Origin of the sequence: Burkholderia singularis (genome assembly GCF_001718875.1) — a bacterium.
Taxonomy (GTDB): domain Bacteria; phylum Pseudomonadota; class Gammaproteobacteria; order Burkholderiales; family Burkholderiaceae; genus Burkholderia; species Burkholderia singularis.
On sequence record NZ_CP013448.1, the window covers coordinates 2,647,078 to 2,660,465 of the forward strand.

9 protein-coding genes are annotated in these 13,388 nt (G+C 65.2%); 2 read left to right on the top strand and 7 right to left on the bottom strand.

What is annotated here, in order from left to right:
- Window positions 1-59: 59 nt before the first annotated feature.
- Window positions 60-842, bottom strand: a complete 783-nt coding sequence (locus AQ611_RS11720; protein WP_069234615.1) for a 5'-methylthioadenosine/adenosylhomocysteine nucleosidase — start codon at window positions 840-842, stop codon at window positions 60-62.
- Window positions 843-981: 139 nt separating this feature from the next.
- The gene (locus tag AQ611_RS11725; protein ID WP_069234616.1) at window positions 982-3,336 is read right to left on the bottom strand and encodes a UvrD-helicase domain-containing protein; all 2,355 of its coding nucleotides are present in this window, start codon (window positions 3,334-3,336) and stop codon (window positions 982-984) included.
- Between the two features lie 144 nt (window positions 3,337-3,480).
- Between AQ611_RS11725 and AQ611_RS11730 the strand changes: the two genes are divergently transcribed.
- On the top strand, window positions 3,481-6,348 hold the full coding sequence (locus AQ611_RS11730) for a valine--tRNA ligase (protein ID WP_069234617.1): 2,868 nt from the start codon (window positions 3,481-3,483) through the stop codon (window positions 6,346-6,348).
- Between the two features lie 103 nt (window positions 6,349-6,451).
- Window positions 6,452-7,330 carry a UTP--glucose-1-phosphate uridylyltransferase GalU gene (gene galU, locus AQ611_RS11735; protein ID WP_069235274.1) on the top strand — a complete coding sequence of 293 codons (879 nt, stop codon included), beginning with the start codon at window positions 6,452-6,454 and terminating at the stop codon, window positions 7,328-7,330.
- Between the two features lie 111 nt (window positions 7,331-7,441).
- Here the strand turns inward: galU and AQ611_RS11740 are convergent, their stop codons facing one another.
- The 5 genes from AQ611_RS11740 to AQ611_RS11760 form a co-directional block, all read right to left on the bottom strand.
- Window positions 7,442-8,038: a DUF4136 domain-containing protein gene (locus AQ611_RS11740; RefSeq protein WP_069234618.1), complete on the bottom strand. Its 597-nt coding sequence runs from the start codon at window positions 8,036-8,038 to the stop codon at window positions 7,442-7,444.
- Window positions 8,039-8,133: 95 nt separating this feature from the next.
- Window positions 8,134-10,527 carry a CHASE2 domain-containing protein gene (locus tag AQ611_RS11745; RefSeq protein ID WP_069234619.1) on the bottom strand — a complete coding sequence of 798 codons (2,394 nt, stop codon included), beginning with the start codon at window positions 10,525-10,527 and terminating at the stop codon, window positions 8,134-8,136.
- Between the two features lie 10 nt (window positions 10,528-10,537).
- Entirely contained in the window at window positions 10,538-11,929 is a 1,392-nt protein-coding gene (locus AQ611_RS11750; RefSeq protein ID WP_374755097.1) for a FecR family protein, read from the bottom strand.
- Window positions 11,926-12,630, bottom strand: coding sequence for a response regulator transcription factor (locus AQ611_RS11755; protein WP_059513588.1), 705 nt, complete (start codon window positions 12,628-12,630; stop codon window positions 11,926-11,928). The genes AQ611_RS11750 and AQ611_RS11755 overlap by 4 nt, the downstream gene beginning before the upstream one ends.
- 341 nt (window positions 12,631-12,971) lie before the next feature.
- Window positions 12,972-13,355, bottom strand: a complete 384-nt coding sequence (locus AQ611_RS11760) for a hypothetical protein (RefSeq protein ID WP_069234620.1) — start codon at window positions 13,353-13,355, stop codon at window positions 12,972-12,974.
- Between the last annotated feature and the right edge of the window lie 33 nt (window positions 13,356-13,388).

A 13,388-nucleotide genomic window follows, 5' to 3' on the forward strand; every position in this document is an offset into this window, starting at 1 on the left:
CTTGGCGACTCATGCGCCGCGCCCCCATGCCGGCACGCGCCGACCAGCATGCCGGCGCATCACATCCCGTTCGCGTGCGCGAGCAGGAATTGCCGCAAAATCCCCGACGAATACGTGCTGGCGATATCGGCGAGAAACGTCACGAACGAAGCGCTCGCGTGATCGTCCGCGGCATCGGAGATCGTGCGCACGATCGCACACGGCACGCCGTATTCATAGCAGACCTGCGCGAGCGCCGCGCCCTCCATCTCGACGGCCAACGCGTCCGGCAGCGCGTCGCGCAACGCGCTCACCTCGCGGTCGCTCGACACGAAACGGTCGCCGCTCGCGATCAGCCCTTCGTGCACGCGCGCGCCGCGCAGCCCGAAGCGCGCGTTCAGCGCGGCGCCGTGGTCGGCCACGAAGCGCTCGCAAGCCGCCTTCAATTGGCCGGCCAGCGCGGCATCGGCCGCAAAGCGCGTCACGCCGAGCAGCGGCACCTCGAAACGCGCAAAGAGCGGCGACGCGTCGAGATCATGTTGCAGCAGCGCATCGGCCACCACGATGTCGCCGACCGACACGTCACGCGCAATGCCACCCGCCACGCCCGTAAACACGATCCCGCGCACGTCGAAGCGATGGATCAGCGCGCTCGCGGTCGCGGCGGCCGCGACCTTGCCGACGCGCGCAAGCGTGACGACACACGGCACGCCGTATGCCAGCCCGACGTGATAATCGCGCTGGCCAAGCCGCACCGCGTCGACAGGCCCGCTCGCGCGCATCGCGGCGACGAGGTCGCCCAGCTCCTCCGGCAGCGCGGCAAGAATGCCGAGCGGCCGGTCCGCGTTCATCAACTGCTTCATTCGATCTCCTGACATGCGGGGCACCTGGCCGGCGCGAAGGCGTCCGGTCGAGGGGCGGCTCATCGGCGGCTAATCGGCGGCCGTGCCGGCTGCGCCGGGCACGCCGGATCGCCGGCGGCCATTCGAAACGCCAGCCCGCTCACTCGACGGCTTGCAGCTTCGCTACCGCGAGCGCGAGCCACTTCTCGCCGTGCCGCTTGAATTTGACTTGCGCCTTCGCATCCGCGCCACTGCCTTCGAGCGCCGTCACCGTGCCCTCTCCAAACTTCGTGTGGAACACCTGCTGGCCGATCCTGAAGCCGTTCTCGGCCGCGCGCTGCTGATTCGCGAACGCGGGCAGCGGCGCGGACACCGCCGCGTCGACCACACTGTCGCGCGCCGCGCCCGGCCGCGCGAACCAGTCGCGCCCCCAGCCGGCGTTGTCCGAGCGGCCGCCCCAGCGCGCGCCCGCCTCGGCCTTCGGCGTGAGCCATTTGAGCACGTGCTGCGGCAGTTCGTCGAAAAAGCGCGAGCGAATGTTGTAGCGCGTCTGGCCGTGCAACATCCGGCTCTGCGCAAACGACAGATAAAGCCGCTCCTTCGCGCGCGTGATCGCCACATACATCAGCCGGCGCTCCTCCTCGAGGCCGTCGGCCTCGAGCGCGCTGTTCTCGTGCGGAAACAGCCCCTCCTCGAGGCCGGTGATGAACACCGCCGTGAATTCCAGCCCCTTCGCCGCGTGCACCGTCATCAGTTGCACCGCGTCCTGACCCGCCTGCGCCTGGTTGTCTCCCGCCTCGAGCGACGCATGCGACAAAAAACCGGCGAGCGGCGTCATCGCATCGGGGTTCTGCGCCGGATCGGCCAGGCTCGCGGGTTCGAGCACCGCATCGCCCGCGTCCGGCGACGCAAGCTCCGGCGCCGCGCTCGCGCGTGCGTTGAGCGGAATCGAACGGGCGGGCGTGTCGAGCCCGTACCCCTCCTCGGCAACGAACGCGGTGGCCGCGTTCACCAGTTCCTGCAAGTTTTCGAGGCGGTCCTGGCCTTCGCGCTCGCCTTGATAGAAATCGGCGAGGCCGCTCGCGCGCACCACATATTCGACCGTCTCGGGCAAGCTCATCTGCGCGGTCTCGGCGCGCATTTTCGCGATCAGGTTCGCGAACGCGCCCAGGCTCGTGCCCGCCTTGCCCGTCACGTATGGAATCGCGGCGGCCATCGAGCAATCGTACAGACGTGCGGCGTCGGCGAGTTGCTCGATCGAGCGCGCGCCGATGCCGCGCGTCGGAAAATTGACGACGCGCGCGAACGCGGTATCGTCGTTCGGATTGTCGATGAGGCGCAGATAAGCGAGCGCGTGCTTCACCTCCTGCCGCTCGAAGAAGCGCAGGCCGCCATACACGCGGTACGCAATGCCCGCCGTCATCAGCGTATGTTCGATCGAGCGCGACTGCGCGTTGCTCCGGTACAGCACCGCGATTTCGCTGCGCGCCAGCCCCGTGTTCACGAGCGAGCGGATCTCCTCGATGATCCACGCCGCCTCCTGCGCATCGGTAGCGGCCTCATAGACGCGCACCGGCTCGCCGTGGCCGGCATCGGTGCGCAGATTCTTGCCGAGCCGATGCGCGTTGTGCGAGATCAGGTGATTCGCCGCATCGAGGATATTGCCGTGCGACCGGTAATTCTGCTCGAGCTTGATCAGGTTGCGCACGCGGAATTCGTCTTCGAAGTCACGCATGTTGCCGACGTTCGCGCCGCGAAACGCGTAGATCGACTGATCGTCGTCGCCGACCGCGAAGATCGCGTTCTGGCCGCCCGCAAGCAGCTTGAGCCATGCATATTGCAGCTTGTTCGTATCCTGGAATTCGTCGACGAGGATCTGCTTGAAGCGCGCCTGATAATGCGCGCGCAGCGGCGGATTGTGCGCGAGCAGTTCGTAGCAGCGCAGCAGCAGCTCGGCGAAATCGACGACGCCCTCGCGCTGACACTGCTGCTCGTAAGCGTGGTAAAGCTCGACGAACTTGCGGTTGAAGTTGTCGGCCGCATCGACCTTGTCCGGGCGCAGCCCTTGCTCCTTCGCGTTGTTGATGAAGTATTGGACGTTCTTCGGCGGATATTTCTCGTCGTCGATGTTCGCGGCCTTCATCAACCGCTTGATCGCGGAAAGCTGGTCGGCGGTGTCGAGAATCTGGAACGTCTGCGGCAGGCCCGCGTCGCGGTAATGCGCGCGCAGCATCCGGTTGCAGAGGCCGTGAAACGTGCCGATCCACATCCCGCGCGTGTCGATCGGCATCATCGCCGACAGGCGCGCCATCATTTCGCGCGCGGCCTTGTTCGTGAACGTGACGGCAAGCACGGTCGGCGGCGACGCATAGCCCTGCTGGATCAGCCACGCAATCCGCGTGATCAGCACCCGGGTCTTGCCGCTGCCCGCCCCGGCGAGGATCAGCGCCGGCTCGTTCGGCAAGGTGACGGCGGCGAGTTGTTCGGGGTTCAGGTTCGCGAGCAGATCGGGCATAGAGGACGAAGCGGAAAAAACGGCATGAGCGCGGGCCGGACATTATAAATCGCAGTCGACGGAACGCCGCTTGGCGCGATACGCATCCATTTATAATGATAGGTTTCCGCATCAATCTTCCCTCTCTTTCGGCGAATTCCCACCATGAGCGACAGCACGCTTGCGAAAAGTTTCGAGCCCCAGACAATCGAATCCCATTGGGGGCCGGAATGGGAAAAGCGCGGTTACGCAACGCCCGCGCTCGATCCCAACCGCCCGGACTTCTCGATCCAGTTGCCGCCCCCGAACGTGACGGGCACGCTGCACATGGGCCACGCGTTCAACCAGACGATCATGGACGGGCTGGTGCGCTATCACCGGATGCTCGGCCACAACACGCTGTGGGTGCCCGGCACCGATCACGCGGGCATCGCGACGCAGATCGTCGTCGAGCGCCAGCTCGATGCGCAAGGCGTATCGCGCCACGATCTCGGCCGCGACGCGTTCGTCGAGCGCGTGTGGAAATGGAAGGAGCAGTCCGGCTCGACGATCACGCGCCAGGTGCGCCGCCTCGGCGCGTCGACCGACTGGTCGCGCGAGTACTTCACGATGAACGACACGATGTCCGAAGTCGTGCGCGAGGTGTTCGTGCGCCTGTACGAGCAGGGCCTCATCTATCGCGGCAAGCGGCTCGTCAACTGGGACCCGGTGCTGATGACCGCGGTGTCCGATCTCGAAGTCGCGAGCGAAGAGGAAAACGGCCATTTGTGGCACATCCGCTATCCGCTCGCCGACGGCTCGGGCCACCTGTGCGTCGCGACGACGCGCCCCGAGACGATGCTCGGCGACGTCGCGCTGATGGTGCATCCGCAAGACGAGCGCTATGCGCATCTCGTCGGCCAGCGTGTGAAGCTGCCGCTGACCGACCGCGAAATCCCGGTGATCGCCGACGACTACGTCGACCGAGAGTTCGGCACGGGCGTCGTCAAGGTCACGCCCGCGCACGACTTCAACGACTACCAGGTCGGCGTGCGCCACCACCTGCCGATGATCGACGTGCTGACGCTCGATGCGAAGATCAACGACAACGCGCCCGAGCCGTACCGCGGCCTCGATCGCTTCGACGCGCGCCGTGCGATCGTCGCCGATCTCGACGCAGCCGGCCTGCTCGAAGCCGTGCAGCCGCACAAGCTGATGGTGCCGCGCGGCGACCGCACGGGCGTCGTGCTGGAGCCGATGCTCACCGACCAGTGGTTCGTGGCAATGACGAAGCCCGCGCCGCAACACACGTTCCATCCGGGCAAGTCGATCACCGAAGTGTCGCTCGACGCCGTGCGCAGCGGGCAGATCAAGTTCGTGCCGGAAAACTGGACGGCCACTTACTACCAATGGCTCGAGAACATCCAGGACTGGTGCATCTCGCGGCAGCTGTGGTGGGGCCATCAGATTCCCGCCTGGTACGGCGAGAACGGCGAGGTGTTCGTCGCCAGGAGCGAGCAGGCCGCGCGCGAGCAGGCCGCCGCGAAGGGCTACACGGGGCCGCTCAAGCGCGACGAAGACGTGCTCGACACGTGGTTCTCGTCGGCGCTCGTGCCGTTCTCGTCGCTCGGCTGGCCGAACGACACGCCGGAACTCAAGCATTTCCTGCCGTCGTCGGTGCTCGTCACCGGTTTCGACATCATCTTCTTCTGGGTCGCGCGGATGGTGATGATGACGACACACTTCACCGGCAAGGTGCCGTTCGAGACGGTCTACGTGCATGGCCTCGTGCGCGACGCCGAAGGCCAGAAAATGTCCAAGAGCAAGGGCAACACGCTCGATCCGATCGACATCGTCGACGGCATCGGCCTCGATGCGCTCGTCGCGAAGCGCACGACGGGCCTGATGAATCCGAAGCAGGCCGCCACCATCGAGAAGAAAACGCGCAAGGAATTCCCCGACGGCATTCCCGCGTTCGGCACCGACGCGCTGCGCTTCACGATGGCGTCGATGGCCACGCTCGGGCGCAACGTGAATTTCGATCTCGCGCGCTGCGAGGGCTACCGCAATTTCTGCAACAAGCTGTGGAACGCGACGCGTTTCGTGCTGATGAACTGCGAGGGCCACGACTGCGGCTTCGACAAGCCGCAAGCGTGCGGCGCGGGCGAATGCGGCCCCGGCGGCTATCTGGATTTCTCCGCGGCCGACCGCTGGATCGTGTCGCTGCTGCAGCGGGTCGAGGCGGACATCGCGAAGGGCTTCGCCGACTACCGATTCGACAATATCGCGAACGCAATCTATAAATTTGTTTGGGACGAGTACTGCGACTGGTATCTCGAACTTGCGAAAGTGCAGATCCAGAACGGCACGCCCGAACAGCAGCGCGCGACGCGCCGCACGCTGCTGCGCGTGCTGGAGACGGTGCTGCGCCTCGCGCATCCGGTCATCCCGTTCATCACCGAAGCGCTCTGGCAGAAGGTCGCGCCGCTCGCAGGCCGCTACCCCGCCGGCTGCGCCGAGGGCGACGCATCGCTGATGGTGCAGCCGTATCCGATCGCCGAACCCGCAAAGATCGATGAGGCTTCCGAACAGTGGGCGGCCGAACTGAAGGCAGTGGTCGATGCATGTCGTAATCTGCGTGGTGAGATGAATCTTTCTCCTGCGACCAAAGTGCCGCTGCTCGCGGCGGGCAACGTCGCTCGGCTCACGGCGTTCGCGCCTTACGTACAGGCGCTCGCGCGGCTGTCCGAGGTGCGCGTGCTCGCCGACGAGGCGTCGCTCGACAGCGAAGCGCACGGCGCGCCGATTGCTATCGTCGGCGAGAACAAGCTGGTGCTGAAGGTCGAGATCGACGTCGCGGCCGAACGCGAACGTTTGTCGAAGGAGATTGCCCGTCTCGAAGGAGAAATCGTGAAATGCAATGCAAAGCTCGGCAACGAGGCGTTCGTCGCGAAAGCGCCGCCCGCCGTCGTCGAACAGGAGCAGAAGCGGCTCGCGGAGTTTCGCAACACGCTGTCGAAGCTCAGCGCGCAGCTCGCTCGTCTGCCGGCTTGATCCTGCATTCTGGCGTAACAAACCGTAAGGTCGCTTGCGCCAGCTATCGTGCAACAATCACCATTTGATTCAATGGAATCAAAAGAGGAACAAGGGTTCGATCATGTTGAAAGTCACTAAGGCGGTATTCCCGGTCGCGGGTCTGGGCACGCGATTCCTGCCCGCCACCAAGGCGAGCCCGAAGGAAATGCTGCCCGTCGTCGACAAGCCGCTGATCCAGTACGCTGTCGAGGAAGCCATCGCCGCCGGCATCACCGAGATGATCTTCGTCACCGGCCGCAGCAAGCGCGCCATCGAAGACCATTTCGACAAATCCTACGAGATCGAGGCCGAACTCGAGGCCCGCGGCAAGGAAAAACTCCTCGAACTCGTGCGCAGCATCAAGCCCAGCCACGTCGACTGCTTCTACGTCCGTCAGCCCGAAGCCCTCGGCCTCGGCCACGCCGTCCTCTGCGCCGAGAAACTCGTCGCCGACAACCCCTTCGCCGTGATCCTCGCCGACGACCTGCTCGACGGCCGCCCGCCCGTCATGAAGCAGATGGTCGACGTCTTCGACCACTATCACAGCTCCGTGATCGGCGTCGAGGAAATCCCCCCAGCCGACACCAAGTCCTACGGCATCGTCGACGGCAAGGAATGGGAAGATTCCATCATCAAAATGTCGGCCATCGTCGAGAAGCCCGCCCCCGAAGTCGCCCCCTCCAATCTCGGCGTCGTCGGCCGCTATATCCTCAAGCCGCGCATCTTCGACCATCTGCGCGCCCTCAAACCCGGCGCCGGCGGCGAGCTTCAGCTCACCGACGCCATCCAGGCACTGCTCAACGACGAGCAGGTCCTCGCCTACAAGTATCGCGGCACCCGCTTCGACTGCGGCAGCAAAATCGGCTATCTCAAGGCCACCATCGAATTCGCCCTGCGACACCCCGAGGTCAAGGACGAGTTCGCCGCTTATCTGCGCGAGCGCGACGCAAGCCCGTTGTAATTCTCATTCTGGATGGGGTGCGGCAAGGCGGGCATTGCACCGCCGAGCCGCACGCCGAGTCACGGCGTTGGTTTCTGTCCGGATCGCGCCGAGCGCTTCGTTTCGGCGCGCTTAGTGCGCATCGGCGGGTTTCACCGACACCACGCCCAGCACGTTACCCTGATCGTCCTGCTTGGTTTTGACGAACCAGCCGCCGCCAGCGAACGGCAGTTTCGCGAGCGCGCTTTGCACCAGCGCGGGCGCGGCTTGCAACGCATCGGCCTGACGATCCTGAACAATCGCCGACACACGATACGCTTCATTTCCGGTCGCGCGTTCGACGAAACGCAACGTCAGCATGTGCCGGTAGACCGTTCCGAACAAGCCGAACGGCGCCGGCCCGTCGACGGCGATGCACGCGGGCTGCCGCTCGCCGCCGCAACCCGCCTGCGTCAGTGCAACCGATGCCGGCTGCGTCGCATACGCCACCGTCAAGCGATAACGGGCTTGCGCGGCACTCTGCTCGGCAAACCCGCGCCGAGCCAGCTCGCTGCGCACGAGCGCCTCGACGCGCCGATAATCCGCATTGTCGGCTTGGGTACTCGTTTGCACGAAATCATAGGTCTGCGCGCCCGCGAGCGCTCCCGACGCGCTAACGCCGGTCGTGACCGACGCGCAGCCGGACAGCAATGCCACTGCCAGTCCCGCCCCCGTCCACAAGATCTTCATAAGTTCTCCCATACTCGCGGATTGCCCCGCCATTTCTCGCGACCGCTGGCCCATGCGCGCCGCTTGCACTACCCCGCTTGCCGAACATCCCCCCATCATGCCGACGGTTCGTCGAGCGTCGGCAACGATACGGTGATCTCGGTACCCACGCCAGGAGTGCTGTCCACACCGACGCTGCCGCCGTGCCGCACGATCACGGTCTTGACGAATGCCATGCCAAGCCCCGCACCGGCGACCTCCGGCCGCTCGTTCGCATGAAAGCGCTTGAAGCGCTCGAACAGGTACTGCTGATCCTCGAGCGGAATGCCGTATCCCTGATCGCGGATCGCGCAGTGCATCCGCTTGGCCATCGGTTCGACTGATAGCGTACACGTGATCACGGTATCCGTCGGACTATATTTGACCGCATTATTCAGCAAATTGACGAGCGCGCGCGTCATCAGCGAACGGTCGGCGCCGATCCAGCACGGCGCGGTGCCGATCGACGTGTCGATGCGTATCCGCTTGGCCTGCGCCTGCGGCCAGACTTCGTCGCTCGCGTCGATCAGCAGATCCGCAAAGCTCACGATCTCGAGCTGATAGGTTTGCGACTCGGCGCGTGCGAGCTGCACGAATTCGTCTGCCAGCATCAGCGCGCGCTGCGCATATCGCTCGATCCGCGCGAGCAGCCCGCGCATGTGCTCGGACTCCGCGCGCGGCCGCTCGATCTCGACCAGGGCGAGAATCGACGATTGCGGCGAGCGCATGTCGTGCGACAGCAGGTGCAGCGCCTCCTCGCGCTGCCGCTCGGCCGCATGCAGCGCGGTCACGTCGACTAGGCTCGCGATCCAGCCCGTCACCCGGCCCTGAGCGTTGGTACACGGCGCGTAGCGTAGCAGATGATCGAGCCCTTCGCGATCACGAACCTCGACGCCGCGCTCCATCACGTCGTTGCGGCTGTCGCGCGTCGGGTCGAGCGCGGCGGGCCAACGCTCGCGAATCGCGACATCGGACTCGGCCTGGCCGTCGACCGTCTTCATGAACGAAAGCTCGCCGAAAGCCGAGCGCAGCGGCCGCCCTTCCGGCGCCGGCACGTTCAGCCGCCCGCAATAGCGCTTGGCCGCATGGTTGGCGATCAGCACGACGCCTTCCAGATCGGTGACGACGACAGGCTCCGGCATGCTGTCGAGGCTATCCCACACAAAGCGCTTCATGTCCTGCACGCGCTGCGCCGCCTGCGCCATCAGCGCCATCTGCCGCTCGAGCACGTCGCCGCCGAACTCGTTGCGATCGCGCGGCGCCTCGGGCAACAGGTGCGGCTCGTCCGCAAGCCGCTGCAGCTCATAGCGCAGATACGACATCGTCATTTCTAGCCGCCGCCAATTCCAGATCGGATAGGCCGCGATCAGACCGAAAATCGCCGGCGCGGGCGACAGCCACAGCCGAGCGTAGTAAAGAAGCGCCGCGCTCGATACGACCGCGAACAGCGCGAGACTCAGCGTGAGCAACAGCGAGCGCCACGGCGACAACATCAGGAAGCCCGCGAGCAGCACGACGAGCGGCAACAGCGATGCGGCGAAGATCACCCAGCCCGAGGCGGGCGAGATCGCGCGGTCGTTCATCAGCATGTCGAGCGCGCTGGTATGGATGTAGACGCCGGGCAGCGGGCCGAATTCGCCCGAAATCGGCGTCGCGAACCGGTCGCCGAGCCCCGATGCCGTCATGCCGATGATCACGACCTTGCCGCGCAGCTGTTCCGCGTTGACGTTGCCCGAGAGCACATCGACGAACGACACGCTCGGATAAGTCGCCGTCGCAAGGCCGAACGGAATCAGATAGCGGTCTTCGCCTTTCGCGTGCTCGGCAAGCTCGCGCATCCGGTGCGCGATCGGCCTCGGGTGCGCAAGCTTGAGCCGGCCATCCGCGACGGCGCGAAACACGGACATCGACAACAGCGGCCAGCTCTGCCGGCCGTCGCTCTCGAACGGCGCGATGCTGCGCACGATTCCGTCCGGATCGACTTCGACGTTGATGTGCCCGGTTCCCGCGATGCTCTGCGCGATCGAAGGCACCGGCGGATCGACCGCGCGCGTGCCGTCGGGCATCTCCTCGTGCAGCAGCACCGGCACGAACGTCGGCACGAGGCCGAGAGACTGCGCAAACGCCCGGTCGTCGGGAGACGGATCGCTGAACAGCACGTCGTAGACGACGGCAGCGGGCTTCGCCTTCGCGATCGCGGCGATGAATTCGGCCTGGATGTTGCGCGGCCACGGCCAGCGTCCAAGCAGGTTGATGCTGCGGTTGTCGATCTCGACGATCACGAGATTGGGATCGATCGGCAGCTTGCGCAGCGTCAGCAGGCGGTCGTAGATGATCCGGTCGACACTCGACGTCGTGCGACCCATCACGCCCGCGAGTATCACCGCGACGCCGAGGCAGCCGATCGCGATCCATTCGACGAGAAAGCGGCGGCCCAGCAGCCGCCGCCGTTGCGTGCGGTCCAATCTCATCCGCCGCCCATCAGCGCGCGATCGTAAACGAGTTGACCGCGCCGGCCTTTTCGTAGAATCGGCCGCCCTCGAACCGCTCCGCGATCACTGTCCAGTAGTATTCGCCCGGCTTCAGATTCGACACGACGATGCGCCCGCCCTTCAGATCGACCTGGTCGACGATCGGATTGCTCAGATCCTTGGACGACGACAGCACGAAGCGGAAATGCGTCGCATCGCCCTTGCCGCTTTCCGTCGTGGACCAGCGGAACGCGTAGCCGCCGTTGTCGCTCGGCGCGGCCGACGCGTCAATGCCGAAGCGGCGCCGCTCGAACGCGTAAATGCGCGGCACGCCCTCGAGGCCGTGCGAATCGAGCGCCGACACGCGCACGAAATAGGTGCCGTCCGGCACGTCGCCGAACGTCGCGAGCGGCGAGCTCACGCGGACTTCCTTGAAGAGATCGTAAAGGCTCGCGTCGCGGCCGATTTGCACGTGATAGGCGCTCGCGCCGTCGAGCGGCGCAAGCGCGAACGCGACGTCCGGCTCGTCCTGCACTTTAGCCGGATCGACGAGCGTCGGCGCAGCAAGCAGCGCGATCGGCGCGCCCACCGCGCCCGTCGAACTCGCCACGCTGCCGTAGTTCGCATGAACGAGCGTCAGGTCGCCAGCGGCGCGCTTCGCATCCGGCGCCACGCCGACCGTGCCGTCCAGCACTTCGACCGTCGTCGTCGCCTTGCCGTCCTTGTCGTAATTCATACGAAAGCGCGTGCCGCGCACGCCGGCCACGACCGACGGCGAACGGATCTGGAAACGGTCGTCCTTTTTCTTCAGGTGGGTGACATCGCTGTCGACCGAACCGCGCTTCAGGTCGATCACGCGCTCGAGCGTGCCCGTGAGCACCGTGCGGCGCAACGTCGACAAGTCGATCTGACTGTCCGGCGGCAAGCTCAGGTGCGTGCCGTCCGCGAGTTCGAGCGTGACGAAACCGTTCGCGCCGGTGCGCAGGCGATCGCCTTCGGTCAAGGTCGTGTCGACCGGCGCGGGCACGAACTGGTCGTCGCCGCGCGACGCGCTCTCGACCGGCCCATGCGCGGAAATCACGCGCGCGGACAGCCGCTCCTTGCGCAGCCGCGACGCGGGCAGCTTCAGCGCGATGCCCGGCAGCAAATGCTTGGGCACCGGCACGTCGTTCAACTGCGCGACGAGCGGCCAGTCACCCGGCCCTTGCAGATAGCGGGTGGCGACGTCGTACAGCGTATCGCCTTCGCGCGTCGTGTATTCGACGACCGGCGTTGCCGCGGCCGCGCGCTTGGGAGGCTGCGCGACCGACAGCTGCGGTTGCGCGGCGAACGCCAGTACGGCTGCGCTGCACGCCGTCAGCGCAAGTTTCGTTGCCCGAATCACCCGAATGCCCGCCGTCACTCCGCCTCCCCTAATGCGATGCGCTCGAGCCGATAGCCGTAGCCGTAAATCGGCGCGAGACGGTAACCGTTTTCCGGACGCAGGCCGAGCTTCGTGCGCAGCATCGAGATGTGCGTGTCCATGGTCCGCGACGGAATGTCGGTTGCCTGCTTCCAAACGAGATCGAGGATGTGCGCGCGCGACAATGGCCGGTCCAGATGCTGGAACAGCAGCAGCGCGAGCTCGAATTCCTTTTGCGTCAGGCTCACCGGCTTGTCGTCGACGTATGCCTGCTTCAGGTTGACGTCGAACTTGTAATTGTCGAATTCGCGAACCGACGACTCGGAATTGACGGGATACGCGCGCCGCAGCAGCGAACCGATGCGCGCGCGCAGAATTGGACCCGACACGGGCTTGACGACGTAGTCGTCGGCGCCGGCGTTCAGAATCTGCGTGATGCCCGCCTCGTCGTCGCGGCTCGTCATGAAAATGATCGGCAGCCGATGTTCGACCTGGTTCGCCCGCACCCACTTCAACACTTCCTCGCCGGACATGTCGGGCACGTTCCAGTCGAGCACCAGCAGATCGAACGTCTCCCGCTGCAGACGCTTCTTCAGCGCCTTGCCTTCCCTGAACGCGTAGCAGGTGTGACCCGCGGCCGTCAGCGTCTGACTGACGAAATCCGTTTGGGCTTGATCGTCATCCAATACAGCAATTCTCATAGCACCCCGCAAAACGAAATCCATTCAGCCTCTCACACGCGGCGCCGCACAGCAATGGCCGGGCGCTGATTCAGCCCCCGCCCCGTCATCCGCCGCTATCGGCCAAATGGTGATGGTGTTGTCCGTTCGACTAGCCCGCAAACCGCTATTTTATGTGATAGACAGCGCGATATCTCAAAAACAGGGGACGCAAGACCTACGTTTTCACGATAGTAGTATGAAAACGCCATGGAGATCGCCAAGAAACCGGCTTGAATCGCAGCTTTGTTACCGGGGCCACAACCAACGCCGGCTGCCGCGGCCCAAAACGGCATCGTGCAAACCAGCCGATGCATTCGAGCTTACAGAACGGAATCGGGCTCGACCGCCTTGCGCGCCGACAGATCCATTCGCTGCAGCGCATCATGCAGCCGGCCGCGCACGTGCTCCCACGCGGCGCGCGCATAATCGGGTTGCTCGGCCGCCCACGCATGCGCGAGATCAAACACGCGCTCGACCGTGGCCGCGCAGCGTGTGAGTTCGGGCTCGGGGCCGCCAAGCGCCACCCGCATCCATTCGGCGAGCCATGGCATGTCGCTCGCGCTGGAATCCGCATAAGCCTCGAGCGCGGCCCGCGCATGACGATCCTGTGCGGGGTCCAGTTCGACGCGCTGCATGTTCGTCCGATGCAGCATCTTGCTATTCGGCTCGAACGGTATTCGAATCGCTCCCGATCTGAACAGCATTGCATCCCCCCGTTGGTCGTCAACGACACGCAC